The sequence below is a fragment of the Burkholderia semiarida genome (assembly GCF_029268935.1).
Lineage (GTDB): Bacteria > Pseudomonadota > Gammaproteobacteria > Burkholderiales > Burkholderiaceae > Burkholderia > Burkholderia semiarida.
This window is the reverse complement of the sequence record NZ_JAHLCL010000008.1, coordinates 1,389,612-1,412,295: the sequence shown is the minus strand read 5'-3', so window position 1 is coordinate 1,412,295 and position 22,684 is coordinate 1,389,612. Positions and strand designations below refer to the sequence as shown.

Here is a 22,684-nt window from a genome sequence, read left to right as displayed (position 1 = left end):
AGTTTACCGATTCAGCGTCGGTGTCGACCGATGAAGTGACATTTTTACTCCGCAAACGGTGACGACCTTTGCTTGGTTCTGCCCAACCACTTCGCGCATCCCTCGATCCCTGCATCACCGATGTGACACGTCCGTGTCATTGATGAATTTGTTTTTTTTCGCTTGATTGGATCCCGGTCGCACTGGATAGAATGCTACCCGTTCCGATAAATACGGAATGGTTAGTACATTTTGTCGCTTCGACCATAGCAAAAAAACAGAGGATCCAGACATGCGAGACAAGGGAGCAGCGACGCTGCTGTCCGAGGAAATCGTTCCACTCGGCGGCATCGAGAATATTGCACGACGCCATTTCGTGATGGGGTTCGGTGCAATGCTTGTGGCCGGATGCGGCGGCGACGGAGGTAGCGCGGTTACAGACGGCGAGCGTACATCGGCAACCAGCAGCGGCCAGGCGTCCGGAGTTGCTCCGGCTTCTGACGGTAGCGATGCAGGGGCGACGTCGGCAGGCGCTGCCCACACCCGCACCTTCAAGCATCCTGGCTTGCTGCATACCGACGCTGATTTCGAACGCATGCGCGCTAAAGTCGCCGCGCAGGCTTCCCCGTGGATCGATAGCTGGAACGTGCTCGTCGCCAACGGTCACACGCGCCTGACGAACAAGCCGAACCCGCAGGTCGGCATCTATCGCGGCAATGATCCGACGCATGGTCAGAACTACGGCGCCCTCTACAACGACATCGCCGCCGCCTATGGCGACGCGCTGCGCTGGAAGGTGTCGAACGACACACGCTATGCCGACAAGGCCGTGGAGTATCTGGACCAATGGGCGTCGACGCTGACGACGCTTGGCGGCAGCGACGTGGCGCTCGCCGCCGGCATCTACGGCTACGAGTTCGCCAACGCAGCCGAAATCATGCGCGGCTACAGCGGCTGGAGTCCGGCCGGACTCGCCGCGTTTCAGGCCATGATGCGCAATGTCTTCTACCCGGTCAGCCATGCTTTCCTGACCCGTATCGACACCGCGATGGACACGCACTACTGGGCCAACTGGGGCCTGGCCAACATCGCGTGTGTCCTGGCCATCGGCGTGCTGTGCGACGATGCCGAACTCGTCGACGAGGCCGTCACCCATTTCAAGTCCGGTGGCAGTAATGGCTGTATCCGGCAAGCCGTGTACTACCTGCACCCCGGCAACCTCGGGCAATGGCAGGAAGCCGGCCGGGACCAGGGCCACAGCACGCTCGGCATTGCATTGACGGGCGCCATTTGCGAGATGGCGTGGAACCAGGGCATCGACCTGTACGGCTATGACAACAATCGCTTTCTGGCGGGCGCGGAATACGTGGCCAAGGCTAACCTGAAGCAGGCGGACGGCACGTTCTACACGGTGCCTTTCGTCACGTACCAGAACAGCGCCGGCGTCATCCAGACGCAGTTCTCCACCGGCGGGCAAGGCGGCGCCCTCGGGCGGCCCTGCTGGGCGCTGGTGGCCAACCATTACATCAACCGCAAAGGTCTGGCGGCGCCTTACACCAGGCGCGCCGCCGAGCTGGTGGCGCCGGAAGGCGGCGGCGGCAACTACGGCCCCAACAGTGGCGGCTTCGACCAGCTCGGCTACGGCACGCTCACCTGCACGCTCGATCCCGGCGCCCCGGCCCCAACGCCGACCGGCCTGACCGGCTATGCCAGCGCGGGCAAGGTAGTGCTGTCGTGGTGGGGCAGCAGCAACGCCGTCAGCTACACCGTCAAGCGCGCCACCATGGCCGGCGGACCGTACAGCACCATCCAGAGCGGCATCACCGACCTGCTGACCTATACGGATATGCCCGCCGGCGCCGGCACGTATTTTTATGTCGTGACGGCGCAAACGATTGCGGGCGAATCGGCGCTCTCCAACGAAGTGAAAGTGATCACGGCGCAGCAACTGCTCGCGCACCTCGCATTCGATGAAGGCGGCGGCGTCACGGCCGCCGACAGCTCGGGCAACGGGCGCAATGGCACGCTGAACGGCGCAACGTGGGCCGTGGGGCGCAGCGGCAACGCGGTCTCGCTCAACGGCTCGGGCGCGTATGTGGCGTTGCCCGACGATCTGCTGGCCGATGTGTCGGACTTCACCATCGCGAGCTGGGTGTTCTGGAACGGTTCGCAAACGTGGGCACGCCTGTTCGACTTCGGCACCGGTTTTCACCGCTACATGATGTTCACGCCGCGCGGGCAGTCGCGCACCGGCTGGGCCGGCATGCGCTTCGCCATGACGGCCAACGGCCCCGGCGACGGCCCTCCGGAACAGATCATCGACGCCCCCACCGCGCTGCCGAGCAAGCGATGGGTGCACGTGGCCGTCACGCTATCGGGTTCGACCGGCACGATGTACGTGGACGGCACGCCCGTCAGCACCAACACGGCGATGTTCCAGGCGCCGTTCCGTCTTGGCCGCACCACGCAGAACTGGCTGGGCAAATCGCAATACGGTGCCGACGCCACGTTCAACGGTTTGATCGACGATTTCCGCCTCTATCGCGGTGCGCTCAGCGCTGCGCAGATTGCATCGCTCATGGCGAATTGATCATCTTCCTTCAAGGATTTCTCCGATGACCGTGTTTTCACAACGATGGATTGCCGCCGCGGCGATGGCGTGTACGCTATGGGGCTGCGGGGGCGGGGCCGATAGCACGACAGGCGTGACCAATTTTGCCGCCAATCGCAGCCAGACCGGCGCAAATGGCGGCGGCAGCAACCTGCCGGCGGCCAGCTGGACCAGCGTCAAGTGGGGCGGCGGCGGCTATGTCACCGGTCTGATCTACCATCCAGCCAACGCGAGCCTGCTGTACGCACGCACCGACGTCGGCGGCGCGTACCGCTGGAACGCGACCAACTCGACGTGGACGCCCATCACCGACGGCATCGGTTTCGGCGCAGGCGAGGGCGATTTCCACGGCGTCGAAAGTCTCGCGCTCGATCCGAACGACGACCAGCTCGTCTACATGATGACCGGCATTACCGTGACGCAGGGTCACAACGGCCGCATCTACATCTCGAGCGATCGTGGCAACACCTGGACGCACTACGACGTGCCGTTCCCGGTAGGCGGCAACGACAACGGCCGGGCCACCGGCGAGCGCCTGCAGGTCGATCCGAACCATCCGTCGACGCTGTTCTACGGATCGCGCACGGCCGGCCTGTGGAAGAGTGCCGATTCGGGCCGTACCTGGGCGCAGGTCTCGGGCCTGTCCTCCGCCACGATCAGCGGCGGCGGTTCCCCGATCGGCGTCGAACAGGTGATCTTCGATACGTCGGGCAAGGGCAGCGGCCAGCCGACCTGGATCATGTGGGCCACCGTCGCCCCCGACTACGCGAACGCGGCGGGCCTGACGTCGACCCTGTACAAGTCCACCAACGGCGGCTTCTCGTGGACGCCGGTGCCCGTCCCGCCGACGGTGTCCGGCTACTACATCCCGCACGTCGTGCGCACTTCCGACGGCAACTTTTACGTGGTGTTCAACGCGGGCGTCGGCCAGGGCATCGGCGGACCGAGCTATCTCTACAGGTTCGGCGGCAGCAACAACGGCAACTGGACGCTGCTCAACCGCTCCACCGGCAACGGCTTTGGCGGCCTGTCCGTTTCCGGTCTGGGCCCGTCCGCCCGCATCGCACTGGGCATGACCGGCTGGAGCGACACCAGCAAGACCATCCAGCTATCCGATGACGGCGGCAGCACGTGGCGCGAAATCGAGGCCGGCATGCCGCATACCGGCATTGCCTCGGATGGCTGCGCCGGCTGGGTGGAAGGCGTCACCATCGACCCCGCCAATCGCGATCACATCATGCACGTCCACGGCGGCGGCATCTGTGAAACCATGAACGCCTCGTCGCCCACGCCAACCTGGCGCCCCAAGGTCGACAACCTCGAGGAAACCGTGACGCTGGCCCTCGTCACGGCGCCGCCCGGTGCGTCGTACAACTTCATCAACAGCGCCGGCGACATCGGCACGTGGGTCAATACAGATCTCTCGACGAGGCCGACGAAAGGCCCGTTGAACACGTGGAGCAACGGCAATTCGGCCGATATGTCGTGGTCCGATCCGACGTACATCGCCGCCGCGGGCGTCGACAACGCCAACGGCCATGCGACCAGGGGCTTCTGGTCGGGCGACGGCGGCAATAGCTGGGCGACGTTCGCGTCGCTGCCCAACGGCGCCGCGGCAAGCCAGAGCCACGTGGGCAACCTGGTCGTCCCGTCCCGCAACAACGTGACCTGGGCGCCGCCAGACTCGGTCCCGTCGTTCACGACAAACAATGGCGCCAGCTGGACGGCGACCAACCTGCCGGCGTTCAGTGCCACCTGGAACGGCTTCCCGCGTGCCTACCGCCTGGCCGCGGACCGCAAGAACCCGAACAAGGTCTATGCCTACGACTCCGGCGGCGCACCGTGGAGCTGGCAGCGCGGCAAGATCTACGTGTCGAACGACGGCGGCCACACGTTCGCGCTGAGCCAGGGCTCCGTGAACGCGAACCTGGCCTGGAATGCGTGGCGGGATACGTCGATGGCGGTCAATCCGAACGCGGAGGGCGATCTCTGGCTGGCCGACGGCACGGCCGTGTACCACTCGATGGACTCGGGGGCGACGTGGACGAAGCTCGGCGCCTTTGCGTCGACCAACGACACGCCGGGCGCCACCGTGATCGCGTTGGGCAAGGCGCCGACCGGTTCGCCGTACTCGGCCGCGGTCTATGTGGAAGGCACGTTGAACGGCGTCTGGGGCATTTACCATTCCGACGACGGTGGCGCGACGTGGGCGCGCTTCAACGATGACGCGCACCAGTTCGGCGACTCCGGCGTGATGGCCGGCGACTGGAACACATACGGCCGGATTTACGTCAATGGCGCCGCTCGCGGTCTGATCTTCAGCAATTGAGGTTGATCGGCCTGTCGATCGTCCGGTTGCGGTTTGCAACCGGACGGAGATCGGCCGGCCTTTCCGGATTCTCTCTTGCTGTCGCGGCGGGCAGACCGGATGCCGTTCTTTCTGGTACCGCTCGTCGTCTTTCGGGTCATCCGGAAAGCGACGTGATCCGGGCTCACGTTTTTCATCGAAACGTGTCCGCGATTCGTTGCCTTCCCGATCCGGGGTGCGCCGAGCGGCCGCGGGCCGATTTCAACGGCCGGCTAGCCGTTTTCCGCGCTGACACATACCCCCCATTTTGAAGAGCACCTTCCCGCGGCGAAGGGCTAACAGCGGAAAATCGGCTCATTACACTGCGCCCGTCGCATCGCCGAGGCGTGTCGACGCGGCACATACGCAGCGCGCAAGCGTTACGACCGGCAAACCAAAAACCCTGGGGGGGAAAATCATCATGAACAAGCGTTGGGGGATCATCGCGCCCGCCGCGTTGCTTGCTGCAGCCGCGCATGCGCAGAGCAGCGTGACCCTGTACGGCAAGATCGAGGACGGTATCAACTACACGAGCAACGCACGCGGCCACGGAACCGTGCAACTGCAAAGCGGCTATGACTACGGCAGCCGCTGGGGTATCAAGGGTACGGAAGACCTTGGCGCAGGCTACCAGGCGATTTTCACGCTCGAGAACGGTTTCGACGTCAACACCGGGAAAATGAACCAGGGCGGTCGGGAATTCGGCCGCCAGGCCTTCGTCGGCATCGCGTCGGATCGATACGGCACGCTGACGTTCGGTCGCCAGTACGATCCGAGCGTCGACCTCTTCTCGCCGCTCACCGCGAACGGCAACTGGACCGGCTACCTGTTCTCGCATCCGTACGACAACGACAACACCGACTACTCGTTCCGCGTGAATAACGCGGTCAAGTACGTGTCGCCGGTGTGGCACGGCGTGACCGCGGAGGCGATGTATGGATTCAGCAATCAGGCGGGCGGCTTCGCGAACAACCGCCTGTATGGCGCCGCGCTGCAATACCAGCAGGGCGGGCTGACGGTCGGCGCGTCGTATCTGAAGATCGATCACGCACGCAATGCCGATTCGACCGGGGCGATCACCGGCGACAACACGTTCGACGCATCGTCGCAGCAGAACATCGGCATCGGCGTGAATTACGCGTTCTCGAAGGCGCTGGTGGGATTCACGTATTCGCACGTCGACGTCTACGACCCGACTTCGAACGCATATTTCACCGGTACGACGCAGCCGGCGGGCGGTGCGTGGAAATCGTGGAAGTTCGACAACTTCGAGGTGAACGGCCTCTATCATTTCACGACCGCGTTTTACGTCGGCGCGGCATACACGTACACCCAGGCCCGCGTCGCGTCGACGGTCGGCGCGTTCAATCCGAAGTGGCATCAACTGAGCACGAAGTTGAATTACGACTTGTCGAAACGCACGTCGGTATTCGTGGAGGGCGTCTATCAGCATGCGATGAACGCACACACGGGAACCGACTTCGACTACGCGTACATTCCGGGCGCGGCCGACATTTCGTCGGGCCCGAATCAATATGTCGCGCGTATCGCGCTGCTGCATCATTTCTGACGCCCATGCCGTTCGCGTAACCTGCGCGGCTTCGCGAACGATACGCGCATTCATCCGGTCGCGCGTGATGATTCGATACATGCCGCTCGGTCGCCGACACGCGTTCCGGTTCGACAGGAACCGATCGATCGCGCTGCGGCGGGTGACCGACCCGCCGTCGTCGGCGACACCCCGCGATCCGCGGAGCGCTGCACCGCATGCGCGATCAAAGCGGAAGCACGGAAGTCTGCTTGATCCTCTGCATCGGAATCTCGGTCTTCACGCTCTGCACGCCGTCGATCCGGGTCAAGTGGTCGATCTGGAGTTTCCGATAGGCGTCGATGTCGGCCGTCACGACGCGCAGCAGGCAATCGCAATCGCCCGCCATCAGGTGGCACTCGAGAACCTGCGGAAGACGTTGAACCGCCTCCGTGAAACGGTCGACGGTGTTCGCGTCCTGGCTCGTCAGCCAGATGCGGACGAAGACGGTCAACCCCGCGCCGATCTTCGATGCGTCGAGCAGCGCCGCGTAGCGCTCGATGACGCCGGCCTGCTCCAGCTGCCTGACGCGACGCAGGCACGGCGACGGCGACAAGCCCACTTTCTGCGCCAGTTCCACGTTCTGGATTCGCCCATCTTCCTGGAGCACGCGCAGAATGCGGCGGTCCATTTCGTCCAGCTCGATCATCGCCATTGATCCGACAGATTGGGTTGAGGCACGCGGTGCCCGAATGTTCGCTTCTTGAGGCACGGAATTGCCAAATCGCGCCCATCTTAAGTCGAACACGCAACCTGAAATTATTTTTTCTGCGATAAATTTTTGCCCGTAGCAGCCGGGACGGTCCCGCTGCCGATCAAGGGGCAAACGATGAGCACCGATTCCGTCCAGCATTTCGAATTCGAACAAAATCCTCACCCTGTCGCGGCGGCGGAGCGCGCCGCGCTGCTCGCCAATCCCGGTTTCGGCCGGGTCTTCACGGATCACATGGTGACGATCCGGTATTCGGCGGAACAAGGGTGGCATCAAGCGAAAATCGGGCCGCGCGAACCGTTCCGATTCGATCCGGCGACGCTCGTGCTGCACTACGCGCAGGAAATCTTCGAGGGCTTGAAAGCCTATCGGCTACCGGACGGCGGCGCGGCGCTGTTCCGTCCCGATGCGAATGCACGGCGCTTTCGCCATTCGGCCGAGCGGCTGTCGATGACACGGTTGCCGGAGGCGATGTTCGTCGAATCGGTGCGTGCGCTGGTCCGGGCCGATCGCGACTGGATTCCGGCGTTCGACGGCGCGGCGCTGTATTTGCGTCCGTTCATGATCGCGACGGAGGCGGTGCTCGGCGTGAAGCCGTCGCCTGAGTATCTGTACTGCGTGATCGCGACGCCGGTCGGCGCGTACTTCAAGAGCGGCGCGTCGGGCGTGACGCTGTGGGTGTCCGAGCACTACACGCGGGCGGCGCCGGGCGGAACGGGCGACGCGAAATGCGGCGGCAACTACGCGGCGAGCCTGGCCGCACAGGCGGAGGCGATTCGCGAAGGCTGCGAGCAGGTGGTGTTTCTCGATGCGGTCGAACGCCGCTGGATCGAGGAGCTGGGCGGGATGAACGTGTTCTTCGTGTTCGACGACGGGTCGATCCAGACGCCGCCGCTGAACGGGACGATTCTGCCGGGCATCACGCGCGCGTCGTTGATCACGCTGGCCCGGGAACTGAATTACACGGTGCGGGAGGAAGGCTACACGATCGAGCAGTGGCAGGCGGATGCGCGCAGCGGTCGGCTGGTCGAGGCGTTCGCGTGCGGCACGGCGGCGGTCGTGACGGCGATCGGCCGGGTGAAGGGCCGCGCGTACGACTTCACGATCGGCGAAGGGGGCGCGGGACCGGTCACATCGCGCCTGAAGGCGGCGCTGCTCGATATCCAGAACGGGCGCGAAGCCGATCGCCACGGCTGGGTGGACCGCGTGTTTTGAATTCGGCAAGGCGGCCCGCGCGACCCGCGATGGCCGCCATGAAAGCTCGGCCGGTATCCCGGCCGGAAGTCGCCGCGCTGCCTCCTGGAATGCTTCGATCATGTCGGTTGTTTCGTTGTCGCGGGCCATTGACCGCCTGCTTATCGTCGACCCCGGTCTTCATCGGCTGCTGGGCGGGGCGCGCGCCGCACTGGCGAGCATGCTTGCCGGCGCGCTCGGCATTGCGTCGGCGCTGCACCTCGGTTTGGCGATCACCACCGGCGCCGTGGGCATACTTTTCGCGATGATCGCGCCGCTCTTTCTGCGCGATGCTCATCGGCTGGACTGGTATGAATCGCTTGCGTGGCAGTACGGCGTCGCATGCACGAGTTTCGCCGCGGCCGCCGTCGTGAGCGCGTGGCCCGCCGTCGGCAAGGCGGGTTTCGTGACCGTGCTGTTCTGTTCGATGCTGTGCCAGACCCGCGGGCCGCGCGCGATCGGGTGTGCGTTTCTCGCGATCGCGATGTACTACCTCGGCCTTTATCTGCATCCGACCGCGTTACAGGCGAGCCGCATGCTGGCAATGTCGATCGCGGGCCCCGCAAGCGTCGTGCTCGTGTGCCGGATGCTGTTGCCGGTGCACGCGGCGCCCACGCCCCGGCGCATCGCGCGCTCGGTATCGCTGCAGGCGGCGTGCATCGCACGCAGCGACGTGTCGCACGCCGGCTCACTGAATGCGATCGCACATCTTCTGGCGCTGAACGAAGCCGCCATCGCGCTCGAGCATCATGCATCGACACTCGATGAACACGACGCGCATGCATTGCACACCGCGCTCGTCGCATTGGAGATCGCGTCGGCCCGACGCGTGCTGAACCACGATCGGACCGATGCCGCCGCCGCGGCGCTACGCGGCGCGATCGTCCGCTTCGATTGCGTCGCCGACGCAGTGGCGGCGCGCATGGCCGCCGCACCTGCGCCCGCGATGCCGCGGCCCGCGCGTGCGGTGCGGTGGAGCGCCGGCTGGCGCACGCTTGCATGGTTGCCGGCGTTCCGCGCCGCGGCAGCTGCGTGTGCCGCCATGCTGATCGGCGAGACGCTGTCGTCGGAGCGATGGATGTGGGCGGTGCTCAGCACGTTCGTCGTGTTCTTTGGCACGTATTCGTGCGCGGACACGATCTATCGCGGCGCGCAACGCGTCGCCGGCACGCTCGCCGGCGCGCTCGCGAGCGTACTCGTCGTCGGCGCCGTTCATCATGCGAATGCGCTCGTGGCGGTCGTCATGGGCGTGTGCGTGTTCGCCTGGGCGTACCACATCCTGCACGCCTATGGGCGCGGCGTTTTCTTTCTCACGGTGCTGATCGGCCTCGTCTATGCGCAACTCGGGTTCGAGATCGGCGCGCTGGCGGAACTGCGGATCGGGGAGGTGTTGATCGGCTGCGCGGTTTCGCTCGCGGCGGCGATGCTGGTGATGCCGCTGGCGGCGTCGCGCCACATCGCGACGCGCTCGCACGGCCTGTTGGCGGCGCTGCGCGAACTCGTGCACGAACACGACGACGGCACGCGGCCGGGGGCCGCGCACACGCGCGCGGCCGATCGCCGTTTTCACGACGTGCGCATGGCGATCAGGCCGCTGGCCGCGTGGCGCATGCTCCGTGTATCCGGCGATGCCCGACGGTTGGCGGACACGCTGCTGGTCTGCTGGCTTCATGGCCGAATCGTGGCGACGCTTCTGCCTGTTGAAGCCGGTGGCGCGGTGGCCGCCGTCGAGCGGCGTGCGCGCGCCGCCCTCGCCACGCGAATCGATGCGTTGATGAGCGATCTGGATCGCAGCAGCCCGGTGCGACGCGACGCAGATGCGAACGTCGGGCACGCAACGCGCGCGATAGCCGGTGATCCTCCGTTACCGGCCCATCGGGAACTGGCTCGGCTCGACGCGAAGTTGAGCGAACTCAACCGGGCATTCGAGGATGCGCTGTTCGGACGAAATACCGGAGAGGCACGGCCGCATGGGTCCGACAGCAGCGTTCGCGCCACCGATGTTCGGGAAGCGATACGTTGTTCAGGCGTCTGAAGAATCGAGCGCCAGCCGGATCGCATCGCGCGTCCTGCGTGTTGCCACGGCTGTCTGCATCGTGCGGAATAGCCCGACGAATCCCGCGTTGGTATCGAGCCCGAGTGCGGCGAACGGCTTTGAGTCGAGGATCGCGAGCGGGTCGCCGCTTCGCACGCGCTCGAGATCCGCTGCATCGAATTGCGGTTCACTGACGACGAACGCGTTGCCGAGATCGTCGACACCCTGCAGGTAATGCTGGAAGCAGGCCAGCAGCAGGGCTTCACGGCGCATGTCGCCGTTGCGCGCGAGCAGTGCCCCGATGGTCTTTTCATGAAATACCGGGATCTTCGACGCGCCGTCGTGCGCGACGCGCAGCAACTGGTCGCCCAGTGCGGCGTTGCGAAAGCGCGCGAGCGTATTTCCCGCATAGGCGGCCGCGGACACGCCGTGCGGCAGCGTGAGGATCGGGGCGACGTCCCGGGCAAGGAAGGTGTCGAGCAGCGCGGCGAGATCGCGATCGGCCATGGCGTCGTGGACGAAGCGATGTCCCAGCAGAATCGCCGGGTAAGCGAGCAACATGTGGGAAGCGTTCAGCATGCGCCCCTTCATGGCTTCGTACGCATGGACGTCGTCGCGCAATTCGACGCCCGCCGCGTCGAAGGCCGGGCGTCCGGCGCTGAAACTGTCCTCGACCACCCATTGCGAGAATGCTTCGGCAACGACGGGCGCCGTGTCGTCGATGCCTGACAACCGGTTGACGTGCAGGCGGACCGCGTCCGTCACCTGCGGCGCGATCCGGTCGACCATGCTGTTCGGGAACGCGACGTAACGCTCGATCCAGGCAGCGAGATCGACGTCGACCGCCCGCGCGAAATCGAGCACCGCGCGTCGCGCGGTATCGCCGTTGCCGCGCAGATTGTCGCAGGACATCACGGTGAACGGCAGCACGTTGGCGGCCCGGCGCCGTCTGAGCGCTTCGACGATGAACCCGAACGCGGTACGCGGTGGTCCTCCCAGAAGATCGTGCGCGACGTCGGGCGTATCGAACCGAAATGCGCCGGTCGTCTCGTCGAGGTTGTAACCGCCTTCCGTGATGGTCAGCGATACGATCCGGATCGCCGGATCGGCAAGCCGGGTCAGTACGGCTTCCGGATCGGCCGGTGCGTGCAGATACTCGATCATCGCACCGATGACGCGCACGGCTGCCGCGCCGTCGCTCGAGAATTCCGTCAGCGTATAGAGGCCATCCTGCGCGCGAAGCGCGTCGGCCTTTGCGACCGAGGCCGGGCCGTTACCGAGGCCGATTCCGCATATTGCCCAGTTTGCGTGACCGGGCAGATGCAGCACATGGTCGATGTAGCGCGCCTGATGGGCGCGATGGAAATTGCCGACGCCGATATGCGCGATGCCTGCGGTCAGGCGACGACGGTCGTACGCAGGAACGGCGACGTGCGGCGCCGCGCGTCCGAGGGTTGCGTTGGAGAGCGGATGGAGCGGGCCGTCTTCGCGCGCCGGAGGGGATGCGTTGTCGTTCATGATCGCGAGGTGTTTCTCGATGAGGAAGGTCAGGCGCGTTCGCGCAACGCGGGCGTCGTGTCGTGCATGCGCCGCAGCCAGCGTTCGACGAGCGACGGCAGCGCGGCCATGTCGTCGAAGACGACGTATGCACCCGCGGCGTGCAACTTGTCCGTTTGCGTTCGTGCCGCGTGCGCGGCGCCCACGAAGCCGAGCACGGTCATGCCGGCGGCGATCGCGGCGGCCGTCCCCGTCGCGCTGTCTTCGACGACGATGCACCGTTCGGGCGCGACATGCATGCGACGGGCGGCGGCCAGATAGACGTCGGGTGCGGGCTTGGGCGACGGCACCTGGTCGGCCGTGAACAGGCGTTCGCCGAACATGTCGGCCAGGCCGATCCGGTCGACCACGCTGCGCACGTAGGCAAGATCGCTGTTGCTCGCGCACGCCTTGACGAGCGGGATGGCGGCGAACGCGTCGCGCACGCCGTCGATGGCCGGCGCATTCACCGCGTTTGCATGCACGTCCATGCGGATCGCGTCGACCGTGTCGTCGTCGAGCGGCCGATCGACGATGGTTGCGACCGTGCGCAGCAGTTGCTCGGCTCGCATGCCGAGCAGGGGACGCACGACGTCGCGAAGGCCGGCGAGCCCCCAGAGATGCTCGAGGCGCGTCACGATGATGCGTGCGGCGATGGCCTCGCTATCGACGAGCACGCCGTCGCAATCGCTGATCAGCGCATGATCCGAAAGTTGGCGCGTGGCAATGCGTTCGTTCATGTTGGTTTCCGTGACGAGAAGGCGGGAAAGACGCGGCTCGCTTGAACCGGTTCGCTCATGAATGGCGCGGCCCGAACGTTCCGCGCTTCAATGCGCGTTCGATGTCCTCGAGGCTGCGCCCGCGCGTTTCCGGCACCATCGAGTAGATGAACACCCATGCGAGCGCGTTGAGGCACGCGTACGCCCACATCGCCCCGCCGACACCGAGCCATTGGGTCACGGTCAGCGCCGTGCCGGTCAGCAGCAGGTTCGAGCCCCATAGCATCGCGGCGTGCGCGCCGGTGGCCTGGTTGCGGATCGCGACGGGGTAGATTTCCGCGCCCGTCAGCCAGCCGATGACCTGGATACCGCCGGCGTTGAACACCATGAACGCAATCAGGCAGATGACGATCCACAGTTGCTGCATGGGCAAGGCGACGTCGCCGCGCAGCAGGCAGCCAAGCAGCACGAGGCTGGCTGCCGCGACGGGCAGCGTCGCCAGGCTGAGCGTGCGGCGGCCGACATGGTCGACGATCAGCTTGCCGATGAAGGTCATCACGAGATACGTCATGGCGACGCCGAGCGCGGCCCAGAGCGATGCCGACGCGCCGAACCCCGCGTCGCGAAGGAACGTCGGCGTGTAATAGATCATCATCTCGATGCCGCTGAGCTGGGTGAACGCGGCGACGCCGAGGCCCGCAACGAGGGCGGGGCGCACCCAGGGCTCGCGCATCGTGCGCCAGCCCGATGTCGCGCTGTTCTGCTGTCGCTCGACCACATCCCGAATATCGGCAATCTCGTGCCGGACGGCAGCTTGAGATTCCCGTACCTTCGACAACTCGCCATGCGCGTCGGCGATGCGATCCTGCTCCACGAGCCAGCGCGGGCTGCGCGGCAGCCGCGTCATGCCGATCATCAGGATCACTGACGGGACGACCGCGATGCCGATCATCGCCCGCCAGGAAAACAGGTCGTTACCCGCGACGCCGATCAATGCCGCGAGCAGGATGCCGATGCCGATCGACACGTTGAAGTAGGTGACCAGGCGGCCGCGCTTGTCCGGCTCCGCGAGTTCGGCGATGTAGGTCGGCACGATCTGCGTCGAGCCGCCGACCGCGAATCCGAGCACGAGCCGGGCAGCGGCAAGGGACCACACGTCGGGCGAGAGCGCGGCAGCCAGCACGCCGGCCGCATAGATCGCCGAGACGATCGTGATGGTCTTGCGGCGTCCGAGCGCGGCCGACATGCGGGTGCCGGCCAGCGCGCCGATCACCGCGCCGAGCAGGATCGCCGCGGCGACGAGCTCCTGCGCGCGGTAGTCGAGGCCGAAGTCTCGCGCGATGAGGGGCAGCGCGCCCGAAATGATGCCGGTGTCGTATCCATAGAGCCCGCCGGCGATCGCCGCGATCGATGCGACCGTACGCATGTAGGCGGACGGCGTGGGCCGGGGGCGGGCCGCGGGTGTGTCGGGAAGGGCGGAATCAGAAGCCATGACGGTTTTCCTTGTGATGCGGTTCGTCGCACGCGCGAACGAACGCGTGACGTGACGGCATGGGTCCGCTGCGGCAACAGTCGCCACCGCATGTGCGGCGGCGCTTCGATCGAGTCGCGCAGCGGGACGGCGCGGACGGACGCTCAGGCGAGCGCGTGGACGTCGCAGGACGGCATGCCGCCGCGTCGGGCAAATGGCAAGCGCCGATGAGAAGGACTTCCGGTTTGTACGGGGGGTGATTGCCTGGTCATGTCGGTCACCGAGTGGGGAAATCGCTCACGGCCCATCCAAACCGGTTTGGGTCGAGGGCGCGACGATTCCTCTGGTTGAGCACGATCTGAAGCCGCACTTGGAGCAAGGCGCCAGTGTCTCCTCTGGCGCTTCACGGCCTGCGCTGCAGGCGAACGATTCCGCCGTTGCCGGATGGAATCGTGTCGGTATTTCGGCGGACCGGTCGGTCAGGCGCCGAAACGGGGGAGGCCAGCCGGGAGGGGCTGGCGGGCTAGGGTCTCGTGGCGAGCGATGCAAAGGAGCATGTCGCGCGAGGCATGAACAATTATCCAGAAACGGAGCAAAAGATCAAGTCTACAAAATCATGTCTGGGCGAGCAGCCCGGGCTGGGGAACGGGGCGATTCCGCGATCCGGTCCTTTCACGTGCGCTCGAGCATCTTGAGCGCCGCGGCGGCCGCCCCCGCACGGGTCTCGACATGCAACTCGCGGAACAGGTGTTCGAGATGCTTGTTCACCGTGCGCGGGGCGATGCCGAGATCGCGGCGGCGTGCCAACGTGTCGGGTGTGTTCTCGATCACGGGCGAGCGCCACGAAGTGCCCCCACGCGAGGTACCGTACAACCCGCTCGTGCTGATCGACAATCGCGGCGAGATCATGCAGCAAGAAAGTTTTCAATGATTCGCGCAACTTCGGCCGGTGCCTCTAGCGGCGCCAAATGGCCGACACCGGGAAGAACGTGCATGGTCGCCTGCGGAATGCGCGGCAACAGTTCCGTCCGTAACGTGACCACGCGATCCACCTGGTCCAGTTCGCCGGAGATGACGATCGTCGGAACGTCGATCAAAGCCACCGCGGCACGGATATCCTCGCGCATTGCCACCTCCGGCCAAGCGGCTTTAGCTTGCGGCGCAGCGTTCAGGCTATCCTCGATGATCATTTCACGACAGGCGGCGTCGAGCGGTTTGGCGGTCAGTACGTGGTCGATGACGAATTCGACCGACTCGCGCGATCGATAGGCGCCCGTCAGCGTCGCACGTTCGTCAGCGGAAAGCAGCATCGGCGACGGGGGGGATGGCGCGACGAGCACGAGGCCTTGAAGCCCGTTCGGCCGTCGCGACGCGATGAACTGCGCGACCTTGCCGCCCATGGAATGACCGACGAGTACGTAGCGTTGCAAATCCAATGTCTCGATGATGCCCTCGGCGTCTGCCGCGAGATCGGCAATGCCATAGCCATCCGCTGGTGCAGCGGATTTGCCCCAGCCCCGGTGGTCGGTGGCAACGGTGCGATATCGGCTCGATAACCGGTCTGTCACACGTTGCCATGTCCGCGACGAGCCGCCGTAGTAATGCAGGAACACCAGGGCAGGATCGCCGTGGCCGGCTTGGGTGACGTGGATTCGCGTGCCATTCACTTCGATTTCCATTTGCGCTGCCTCTTCTCGGTTGGGTGAGGCAATCGTAGCGTCGAGCCTGCAACTTGATAATTGCGCGCGGGATAGCGGCAGTCGATAATGGCGTGATCGAATCAGGTTGATGCGAAAATGGACCGATTGACCAGCCTTGGCGTGTTCGTCGCTGCGGTCGAAGAGGGCAGTCTGGCTGCGGCCGCGCGGCGTTTCGGGTTGTCGCCGGCCATGGCGGGAAAACATGTGAGTGCGATCGAAGCCCAACTGAATGCGCGGCTTCTACAACGAACCACCCGGCGCTTGAGTCTGACCGATATCGGTCAGACATACTACGTTCGCAGCAAGCAAATTCTGGAAGCCTTTGAATACGCCGGCCGGGAAGCGCACGATTCGCAACGCACGGCGCGCGGCGTGTTGCGAATCGCGGCGCCTGTCACGTTCGGTGCGATGCACTTGGGCGAGGTCACTGCCCGCTATCTCGAGGACCACCCGCAGGTCAACGTGGAAGTGCTGCTCGGCGACCGTTATGTCGACCTCCTGGAGGCCGGTATCGACGTCGCCATCCGGATCGGGAAGCTTCAGGGCAACGGGCTCGTTACAAGTCGCATCGCGCCATGTCGAATGGTTATGTGCGCGTCCCCCGCGTACATCGAGCGGCATGGAACACCGCGTAGGCCAAGTGATTTACGTCATGCACAGCGGCTCGTCTTCAGCGAAGCCGTCTCGGCCGGAGATTGGACGCTATTCGATGCGAAAAACCGCGCGCATGTGATCGAAGGGCCCTGTCGAGTCGCCGCCAACAACACCCAAATGCTCATGTCTGCCGCGTTGGCGGGGGCTGGCGTCGCGTACGGCCCCACGTTCGTCTTCGGGGAGCATCTGCGGCGAGGCGAGCTCGTCGCCCTGCTGCCGAACTACCGAGCGACCGAGTTGGCGATACAGGCGGTCTACCCGAGTGCGCGGCGCATACCGCTCAAGGTTCGACGGTTCGTTGACTACCTGACCGCAGCGTTCGGCAACGAGCCTCCTTGGGATCGAAGTATGAAAGGGTAGTCTTGTTTCCGGCGATCGGTACAAGGGCGTGTAACCCCTATCGTATACAAGCCGTTTCGTGTGCGGCCCGACGTGGTTCGATACGAGGATGAAGCGGGGTTTGTCGTCCCCGATTGCTGACGCCTTGCGCTTGCAAGTACCACCGTCACGTTCCGAGCGTCGACATCAAATAATCGATCACCACCCTGACTCGCGCCGGTACGCGTCGACCGGCTGGATAGACGAGGTGGGTTGCCATGCGTTCCGGCTGAAATTCAGGCAGGAGGACTTCGACTTGTCCGGCATCGATTTCGGCTCCGAAGAGCCATCGTGGGGCCTGCGCAATGCCGAGCCCGTGCAGGACCGCTGCGCGCACCTGCTCTGCGTCGCCCGTCAAAAACGATCCCTGCGGAACCCGATGAACGGTTTCCCTTCCGACCTTGAAGCGCCAAGGGCGGCGCTCGTGGTTTCGAGCGAAGACGACGCCTGTATGTCCGTCCAGATCGGCCAGCCGGGTAGGCTTGCCTTTGGCCGCGAGATAGCCCGGACTGGCGACGAGCAGCGATTCCGTCTCCGATAGTTTTCTCGCTGTCAGCGAGGAATCCATCAGTGGCCCATGGCGGATCGCCAGGTCCAATCCTTCGCCGACCAGATCAACCTGTCGCTCGGATACGGATAATTCGAGCGCAACGTGCGGATATTGTCGAAAAAAACCGGGAAGCAATGGCGTCACGCATAGGCGGCCGTAGGCGGGCGCCGTCGTCAATTTAACCAGGCCTTGTGGAGATTGCTGTCGCGTCCCGACCGATGATTCCAGCGAATCGAAGCCCTCCATCAAGGGCTTGGCCGATTCATAGAACGCGTGGCCTGCCGCGGTGATCACTACCTGACGCGACGTTCGCAACACCAACTGAGCGCCGAGATACTCCTCCAGCGCGGCAATCTGCTTGCTTACGGTCGGTTGTCCAATGCCTTCCTCTCGCCCTACAGCGGAAAAACTGCCGCATTCGACCAGTCGAACGAACAGGCGAATTGCATTCAGGCGATCCATGGGTATTCGTATCGATCCATTCTGTACTGGAATCGATGGTATGCCGGGCGGCCGCGTTTCGGCAACAGGCGCACTTGTTTAAGTTACGGCCTGTGCAGTTACCGCCATCACTGTTTGCCGCTGGAGAAACGCGTCATGAAAGCTATCTGCGTTACCGCTGAACGCTCGTTGGAAGTACAGGATATTCGGCCACCGAGCCGGCCGGAAGCAGGCCATCTGCTGATCGACATGGAGGCATCTGCGATCAACCATGGCGACAAGTTGTTTTTGCGTGCGCGTGCCGAGGGTAGCAACGCGCTCGCGGCGAGCCAGTACGGCGTGTGGGGCGCTTCCGGCGCCGGGACGGTGGTGGCGACGGGTGTCGGCGTTCCCGCGCGTTATATGGGTAGACGCGTCGCCATCTATCGCTCGCTGAACCGTAGCGCGTACAACATCGGGCTGTGGTGCGAAAAAGCGCAGGTGCCGTACACGAGTTGCCTGATCTTGCCCGAACACGTCAGCGCACGCGACTACTGCGGGTCGCTCGTGAACGTGATGACGGCCTACGCGTTTCTCGAAACGATTGACGAGGCCGGGCACCGGGGCGTGATCGCCACGGCGGGGAACTCGGCAACCGGGCTGGCGCTCGCGGCACTTGCCCGTCGGAGGAACATGCCGACGATCTCCATGGTGAGGGGGCGGGCGGCGCAGGAGGCGCTGCAACGCCGCGGTATCGAGCATGTCGTGCGCACCGATGAAGACTTTGTCGACACGCTCGGAAAGCTGTCCTCCGAGCTTGGAACGACGGCTGTATTCGATGGCGTGGGCGGTGTGCTGACCGGCCAGATGGCAACCTGTTTGCCGATGCGCTCGTCGATATATTTCTACGGCACGATGGCCGGCCCCGTTCCGTTTCCCGTGTCGGCGCCGCTTTTCATGACGAAGGATCTGTCGATGCGGCGTTTCAGCAATTTCGAAAGCCGGACGGTGCGAGAGCACGACAGGTTGGTGGCTGCTCTGAGTGCGCTCGAGGGCATGATCGGCGACCCGGTGTTCAGGACGCGCGTCGGCCAGGAATTCAGCCTTGATCGGATTGACGACGCCATGGCGTACGAATCGATCGACGGTCGAAAGGCGGCACTGACAAGCCGATCATGAAGCCATCGATGGGGCGTGTCGGTCTCGGGTTCGCCCGTCGATGCGTGTGCCACGCGATAGTCGGGAAGCCGGTGTTTCATGGCAGCGGCAAGTCCGGTCGACCTTGCTTGATATCCTGGCCGGGATGCTGATTCGCATTAATTTCGATTGACCCGCCGACGCCCGCACCGGCGCCGCGCTGCGCAAGTTCCGATGCGGGCGTCAGGCGGCTAGAAACGATGCAACATGCCCATGCGATAGACCATCTGGTTCGGCCCTGACGACGCGCCAGCCGACGCATCCACGATCTGTGCCTCGTCGAAGCTGGTCCCGGTACGCGCGCTGACGACATGCTGCCACGCACCTTGCAGATACAGCGACGTGCGTTTGCTCAGGTCATAGTCGAGCATCAGGGCGATCTGGTGCCACTTGGGCACATATTTCGTGTCGGACGTGTACAGATGCGCCATGGTGAACGTGTAGGCCGCTCCCAGCCACATGGCATGCGTGAAGTAGTACTGCGTGTTGAGTTCGAAGTTGTCGAATTTCCATGCATTCCACGTCGCGCCATTGCGCAGGGCGGTATTGTCGATCCATGCATTGCCGACGGGGTTGTAGACATCGACATGGGACCAAGCGGCGCCGACGAGTAGGTGGGTAAACTGGTAGGAAGCCGCTACGCCGATGTCCTGCTGCGAGGACCCGTTGAAGAGATCGCCACCGGTGACCGCGCCACCCGCCGCGAGCCCCGGATTGTCGAGCTTCAGGTAGGACGCCGCCGCGGTCAGGTTGCCGTTCTGGTAGTTCAGCGTGGCGCCCCACACGCGATTGTTCGAGAATCCGCCGGGCTGGTTGCTGAAGCCGTACATCGCTTCCGCGGTGAGTCCACGGTATGTCGGGGTCACATACTTGACGGCATTGTCGACGCGGAAATCCCAGTCCGTGTTGTCGTTGTCGAACGGGTGGGTCGCGATGTCGCCCGCCCAGTTGCCGGCCGCCGTGATACCGCCGAAGCCGAGCGCGTCGACGCTGGTGTCGTACTGGCGTCCGAGTGTGAGCGTGCCATAGCGTGAAGACGACAGGCCCACGAACGCCTGACGGCCGAACATGCTCGAATCCTGACCCAGCTTGCCGCTGTTCACGTTGAAGCCGTTTTCGAGCTGAAAGATGGCCTTGTCGCCGCCGCCGAGGTCTTCACTGCCTTTCAAGCCCCAGCGGCTGCCGAAGGTGTCTCCGCTCGACAGCTGCCATGCGCGATGACCGCCTGCGTTGGTCGTGAAGTTGAGGCCTTCGTCTATCAGCCCGTATAGCGTGACGCTCTGCTGTGCGTGCGCCGCACCGGCGAGCAGGAGTGCCGGCGCGAATGCGAGCCAGCGCAATTTCATCGATTGACGTTTCATTTAGTTGCTCTGATGGTGTGGTTGGATAGTCGGCACCGGATAGCGCTGACGTCGATGTCGTCCCGAGATTTCGGCGGACGAGGCAGTGTAGGCAGAGGAAAAGCGGTCGCCGCAACGTGCACGGAAAGACTATCTTTCAGTATTCGAAAGTGTCATGTACCGCTAAATGTCGTGCGAAAAGATGGAGTGTCTTGAAGCCTCGATGGCGCTCACACGCTTGGCGACGTGTTGTTTTAAATTTTCCTCCGGTTGACATCGAGATTTTATTCGCGTGAAACGTCGGCATGTCGGAAAAGTCGATCCACGTGGCGATCTGCCGATCACCGTCGACGATCGAGTCGGATCAATTCAAAAAAAAGCGCGCGGCCGCGAGGCTCGCGCGCAAACTCGGAGAACGGTTGCCGGAGAGGATTCAGTTACCGCTCGATGCGACGGTATTGGCGGCCCCGACGCAATCCTGCCGGTACTTCTGCATCAGGCGCGCCTGTGCCGAATCGATATCGTCGGGATAGCTGCTCTCGTCGCCGGACGACGGGTTGTAGCCGACCGACTCCAGCTCGTTCAGTTCATTGACGAGCTGCCGGTGCGAGACCGGGCCTTTCGCGTGCACGAACGGATAGTCGTGGCATTGCGCCGACGTGAGTTTCGTCTCGGCATGTGCGGAGACGCTCAATGCGAGCATCGCGGCGCAAGCGAGGTAACGGACGGGATGATTCATCTTCGGCTCCTGGATAGCGTTGGGTCGAGGCCGCACGGCAGGGAGCCTGCGTCGGCCGCAGGACGAAGATTACGGAGGCAGGGCTATCTAAACCGCAGCGCGATGATGAAACATGTTTTAGGCAAGCCCGGATCGCGCCATGCACGGGCTGCCGGATGCACGGGAAGTTAAAGAATCCTTCATGCGCGTGTTTCCGGATGGTTAGGAACAGCGGCGTATCGTCGAGCGACCCATCGATCGATGCCGCGCACAAGGAGGGAATGCAATGAAGTCAATCGTCATGATGGCTGGACTCGTCGCGCTGGCGTGTGCGTCGCTACCGGCGTTCGCGAAGGTGCAGGGCACCGGGCTCGCGGTCGCCGATGTGACGCTCGCGCACGCGAAAGCCGAACAGCGGGATCGTGCGAGCGATGCCGCACGTGATCTCGCATCGCATCGCGCGGACAAATCGGGCACACGATCGCACCCGGGCTGATGTCGCGTTGCGGCGCTTCGTACGGCGCGTGTCCACGACGGCCGGCGCGCGATGTTGCCGGACATGAAACTTTCTTCATGAAGCGGATGCGCATCCTTTACGCGTGCGCGTATAAGCTCGACTCGAGCGCGTTCGACCGTTGGGTATCGACACGCAACTCCCTTTCGACGAAGACGAGAATCGTACATGGCATCATCAGCTTTCCCGGTGAACGAGCCCGCGCTGCCCGACGAGCCGGCCGAGGGCCGAGCGGCCATCGCACACGTACTCGCGATCGAAGACGACGAAATCACCGCGAACGAAATAGTCGGGGAGCTGGAGAGGCGTGGCTTTACGGTCGAATGGGTGGCGAACGGGCGCGACGGCATGGTCCGCGCGCTCGGCAACGAGTTCGACGTGATCACGCTCGATCGGATGCTCCCGGTCGTCGATGGCCTCACGATCCTGACCACGATGCGCAGCGTCGGCGTGCGCACCCCCGTGCTGATGCTGAGTGCGCTCGGCGATGTCGACGAGCGGGTTCGCGGGTTGCGCGCGGGCGGCGACGACTACCTGACCAAACCGTTCGATCCCGAGGAAATGGCCGCTCGCCTGGAGGTGCTGCTGCGGCGCAGCCACGCCGCGCCGGCCGCGCTCGACACGACGCTGGTCGTCGGTCCGCTCAAGCTCGACCTGATCTCGCGCAAGGTGTTTCGCGACGGCGAAGAAATCGTGTTGCTGCCGACCGAATATCGCGTGCTCGAATACATGATGCGCAATGCCGGGCAAACCATCACGCGGACGATGCTGTTCGAGGCCGTATGGGGCTATCACTTCGATCCCGGCACGAACCTGATCGAAGTGCACATGGGCCGGTTGCGCCGGAAGATCGATCCACCCGATGCGAAGCAGATGATCCAGACGGTACGCGGTGCAGGGTATCGCCTTGGCTGAGCCGGATCCCGTGGCGTCCGTCGCGCATCACGTCCACCCGGCACCCGCGCGACGCTGGTATTCGAGT

At 64.3% G+C, this 22,684-nt stretch carries 17 protein-coding genes and 2 pseudogenes; 10 read left to right on the top strand and 9 right to left on the bottom strand.

All coding sequences use genetic code 11. The features are described from left to right. Window positions 1-271: 271 nt before the first annotated feature. The 3 genes from KPB06_RS29570 to KPB06_RS29560 all read left to right on the top strand — a co-directional run bounded on the left by KPB06_RS29570 (window position 272) and on the right by KPB06_RS29560 (window position 6,507). Window positions 272-2,569 (top strand): LamG-like jellyroll fold domain-containing protein, encoded by a 2,298-nt coding sequence (locus KPB06_RS29570; RefSeq protein WP_059584934.1) that lies wholly within the window; start codon window positions 272-274, stop codon window positions 2,567-2,569. Beyond that, on the top strand, window positions 2,547-4,919 hold the full coding sequence (locus tag KPB06_RS29565) for a dockerin (protein WP_415867989.1): 2,373 nt from the start codon (window positions 2,547-2,549) through the stop codon (window positions 4,917-4,919). Before KPB06_RS29570 ends, KPB06_RS29565 begins: the two co-directional genes overlap by 23 nt. Before the next feature lie 439 nt (window positions 4,920-5,358). Further along, window positions 5,359-6,507 (top strand): porin, encoded by a 1,149-nt coding sequence (locus KPB06_RS29560; RefSeq protein WP_059584936.1) that lies wholly within the window; start codon window positions 5,359-5,361, stop codon window positions 6,505-6,507. A 205-nt stretch (window positions 6,508-6,712) separates the two neighbouring features. On the opposite strand, the gene KPB06_RS29555 is transcribed toward KPB06_RS29560, so the two are convergent. Further along, complete coding sequence (locus KPB06_RS29555; RefSeq protein WP_059585124.1) at window positions 6,713-7,171, bottom strand: Lrp/AsnC family transcriptional regulator; 459 nt, start codon at window positions 7,169-7,171, stop codon at window positions 6,713-6,715. Between the two features lie 183 nt (window positions 7,172-7,354). Between KPB06_RS29555 and KPB06_RS29550 the strand changes: the two genes are divergently transcribed. Continuing rightward, window positions 7,355-8,452 carry a branched-chain amino acid aminotransferase gene (locus KPB06_RS29550; RefSeq protein ID WP_059584937.1) on the top strand — a complete coding sequence of 366 codons (1,098 nt, stop codon included), beginning with the start codon at window positions 7,355-7,357 and terminating at the stop codon, window positions 8,450-8,452. 100 nt (window positions 8,453-8,552) lie between these two features. Then, window positions 8,553-10,505 carry an FUSC family protein gene (locus tag KPB06_RS29545; protein ID WP_081075295.1) on the top strand — a complete coding sequence of 651 codons (1,953 nt, stop codon included), beginning with the start codon at window positions 8,553-8,555 and terminating at the stop codon, window positions 10,503-10,505. On the opposite strand, the gene KPB06_RS29540 is transcribed toward KPB06_RS29545, so the two are convergent. The 4 genes and pseudogenes from KPB06_RS29540 to KPB06_RS29525 form a co-directional block, all read right to left on the bottom strand. Further along, on the bottom strand, window positions 10,494-12,023 hold the full coding sequence (locus KPB06_RS29540) for a mannitol dehydrogenase family protein (protein ID WP_060009300.1): 1,530 nt from the start codon (window positions 12,021-12,023) through the stop codon (window positions 10,494-10,496). The genes KPB06_RS29545 and KPB06_RS29540 overlap by 12 nt on opposite strands. A 29-nt stretch (window positions 12,024-12,052) precedes the next feature. Continuing rightward, a complete protein-coding gene (locus KPB06_RS29535; RefSeq protein WP_060009303.1) occupies window positions 12,053-12,781 on the bottom strand; it encodes an HAD family hydrolase in 729 nt (242 codons plus the stop codon). A gap of 55 nt (window positions 12,782-12,836) precedes the next feature. Then, a complete protein-coding gene (locus KPB06_RS29530) occupies window positions 12,837-14,252 on the bottom strand; it encodes a sugar porter family MFS transporter (RefSeq protein WP_060009306.1) in 1,416 nt (471 codons plus the stop codon). A 651-nt stretch (window positions 14,253-14,903) separates the two neighbouring features. Then, window positions 14,904-15,020 (bottom strand): annotated as a pseudogene (locus KPB06_RS29525) (DNA-binding response regulator); the annotation flags it as partial. A 7-nt stretch (window positions 15,021-15,027) separates the two neighbouring features. On the opposite strand from KPB06_RS29525, the pseudogene amiE reads away from it, so the two are divergent. Continuing rightward, window positions 15,028-15,147, top strand: a pseudogene (gene amiE / locus KPB06_RS29520) (aliphatic amidase); the annotation flags it as partial. Here the strand turns inward: amiE and KPB06_RS29515 are convergent. Next, window positions 15,137-15,910 carry an alpha/beta fold hydrolase gene (locus KPB06_RS29515; RefSeq protein WP_060009312.1) on the bottom strand — a complete coding sequence of 258 codons (774 nt, stop codon included), beginning with the start codon at window positions 15,908-15,910 and terminating at the stop codon, window positions 15,137-15,139. The pseudogene amiE and the gene KPB06_RS29515 sit on opposite strands and share 11 nt — an antisense overlap. Before the next feature lie 117 nt (window positions 15,911-16,027). Here KPB06_RS29515 and KPB06_RS29510 point away from each other — a divergent pair, with 117 nt between their 5' ends. Then, window positions 16,028-16,945 carry a LysR family transcriptional regulator gene (locus KPB06_RS29510; RefSeq protein ID WP_060009316.1) on the top strand — a complete coding sequence of 306 codons (918 nt, stop codon included), beginning with the start codon at window positions 16,028-16,030 and terminating at the stop codon, window positions 16,943-16,945. Between the two features lie 145 nt (window positions 16,946-17,090). Here the strand turns inward: KPB06_RS29510 and KPB06_RS29505 are convergent, their stop codons facing one another. Beyond that, a complete protein-coding gene (locus KPB06_RS29505) occupies window positions 17,091-17,975 on the bottom strand; it encodes a LysR family transcriptional regulator (protein ID WP_059584945.1) in 885 nt (294 codons plus the stop codon). Window positions 17,976-18,110: 135 nt separating this feature from the next. On the opposite strand from KPB06_RS29505, the gene KPB06_RS29500 reads away from it, so the two are divergent. Continuing rightward, window positions 18,111-19,112 carry a zinc-binding dehydrogenase gene (locus KPB06_RS29500; RefSeq protein WP_060009322.1) on the top strand — a complete coding sequence of 334 codons (1,002 nt, stop codon included), beginning with the start codon at window positions 18,111-18,113 and terminating at the stop codon, window positions 19,110-19,112. A gap of 209 nt (window positions 19,113-19,321) precedes the next feature. Here the strand turns inward: KPB06_RS29500 and KPB06_RS29495 are convergent, their stop codons facing one another. Beyond that, window positions 19,322-20,491 carry a porin gene (locus KPB06_RS29495; RefSeq protein ID WP_060009325.1) on the bottom strand — a complete coding sequence of 390 codons (1,170 nt, stop codon included), beginning with the start codon at window positions 20,489-20,491 and terminating at the stop codon, window positions 19,322-19,324. A 412-nt stretch (window positions 20,492-20,903) separates the two neighbouring features. Next, window positions 20,904-21,209, bottom strand: a complete 306-nt coding sequence (locus KPB06_RS29490; protein WP_059584948.1) for a DUF4148 domain-containing protein — start codon at window positions 21,207-21,209, stop codon at window positions 20,904-20,906. A gap of 265 nt (window positions 21,210-21,474) precedes the next feature. Here KPB06_RS29490 and KPB06_RS29485 point away from each other — a divergent pair, with 265 nt between their 5' ends. Both KPB06_RS29485 and KPB06_RS29480 read left to right on the top strand, forming a co-directional pair. Then, complete coding sequence (locus KPB06_RS29485; RefSeq protein WP_059584949.1) at window positions 21,475-21,684, top strand: hypothetical protein; 210 nt, start codon at window positions 21,475-21,477, stop codon at window positions 21,682-21,684. Window positions 21,685-21,939: 255 nt separating this feature from the next. Further along, the gene (locus KPB06_RS29480) at window positions 21,940-22,617 is read left to right on the top strand and encodes a response regulator transcription factor (protein WP_059585125.1); all 678 of its coding nucleotides are present in this window, start codon (window positions 21,940-21,942) and stop codon (window positions 22,615-22,617) included. Window positions 22,618-22,684: the final 67 nt, after the last annotated feature.

Excerpts from the sequence above, each read along its gene's own strand:
- KPB06_RS29570 (WP_059584934.1), top strand. The coding sequence starts at position 272 with ATGCGAGACAAGGGAGCAGCGACGCTGCTGTCCGAGGAAATCGTTCCA.
- KPB06_RS29560 (WP_059584936.1), top strand. The coding sequence starts at position 5,359 with ATGAACAAGCGTTGGGGGATCATCGCGCCCGCCGCGTTGCTTGCTGCA.
- KPB06_RS29550 (WP_059584937.1), top strand. The coding sequence starts at position 7,355 with ATGAGCACCGATTCCGTCCAGCATTTCGAATTCGAACAAAATCCTCAC.
- KPB06_RS29545 (WP_081075295.1), top strand. The coding sequence starts at position 8,553 with ATGTCGGTTGTTTCGTTGTCGCGGGCCATTGACCGCCTGCTTATCGTC.
- KPB06_RS29540 (WP_060009300.1), bottom strand. The coding sequence starts at position 12,023 with ATGAACGACAACGCATCCCCTCCGGCGCGCGAAGACGGCCCGCTCCAT.
- KPB06_RS29535 (WP_060009303.1), bottom strand. The coding sequence starts at position 12,781 with ATGAACGAACGCATTGCCACGCGCCAACTTTCGGATCATGCGCTGATC.
- KPB06_RS29530 (WP_060009306.1), bottom strand. The coding sequence starts at position 14,252 with ATGGCTTCTGATTCCGCCCTTCCCGACACACCCGCGGCCCGCCCCCGG.
- KPB06_RS29515 (WP_060009312.1), bottom strand. The coding sequence starts at position 15,910 with ATGGAAATCGAAGTGAATGGCACGCGAATCCACGTCACCCAAGCCGGC.
- KPB06_RS29510 (WP_060009316.1), top strand. The coding sequence starts at position 16,028 with ATGGACCGATTGACCAGCCTTGGCGTGTTCGTCGCTGCGGTCGAAGAG.
- KPB06_RS29505 (WP_059584945.1), bottom strand. The coding sequence starts at position 17,975 with ATGGATCGCCTGAATGCAATTCGCCTGTTCGTTCGACTGGTCGAATGC.
- KPB06_RS29500 (WP_060009322.1), top strand. The coding sequence starts at position 18,111 with ATGAAAGCTATCTGCGTTACCGCTGAACGCTCGTTGGAAGTACAGGAT.
- KPB06_RS29495 (WP_060009325.1), bottom strand. The coding sequence starts at position 20,491 with ATGAAACGTCAATCGATGAAATTGCGCTGGCTCGCATTCGCGCCGGCA.
- KPB06_RS29490 (WP_059584948.1), bottom strand. The coding sequence starts at position 21,209 with ATGAATCATCCCGTCCGTTACCTCGCTTGCGCCGCGATGCTCGCATTG.
- KPB06_RS29485 (WP_059584949.1), top strand. The coding sequence starts at position 21,475 with ATGAAGTCAATCGTCATGATGGCTGGACTCGTCGCGCTGGCGTGTGCG.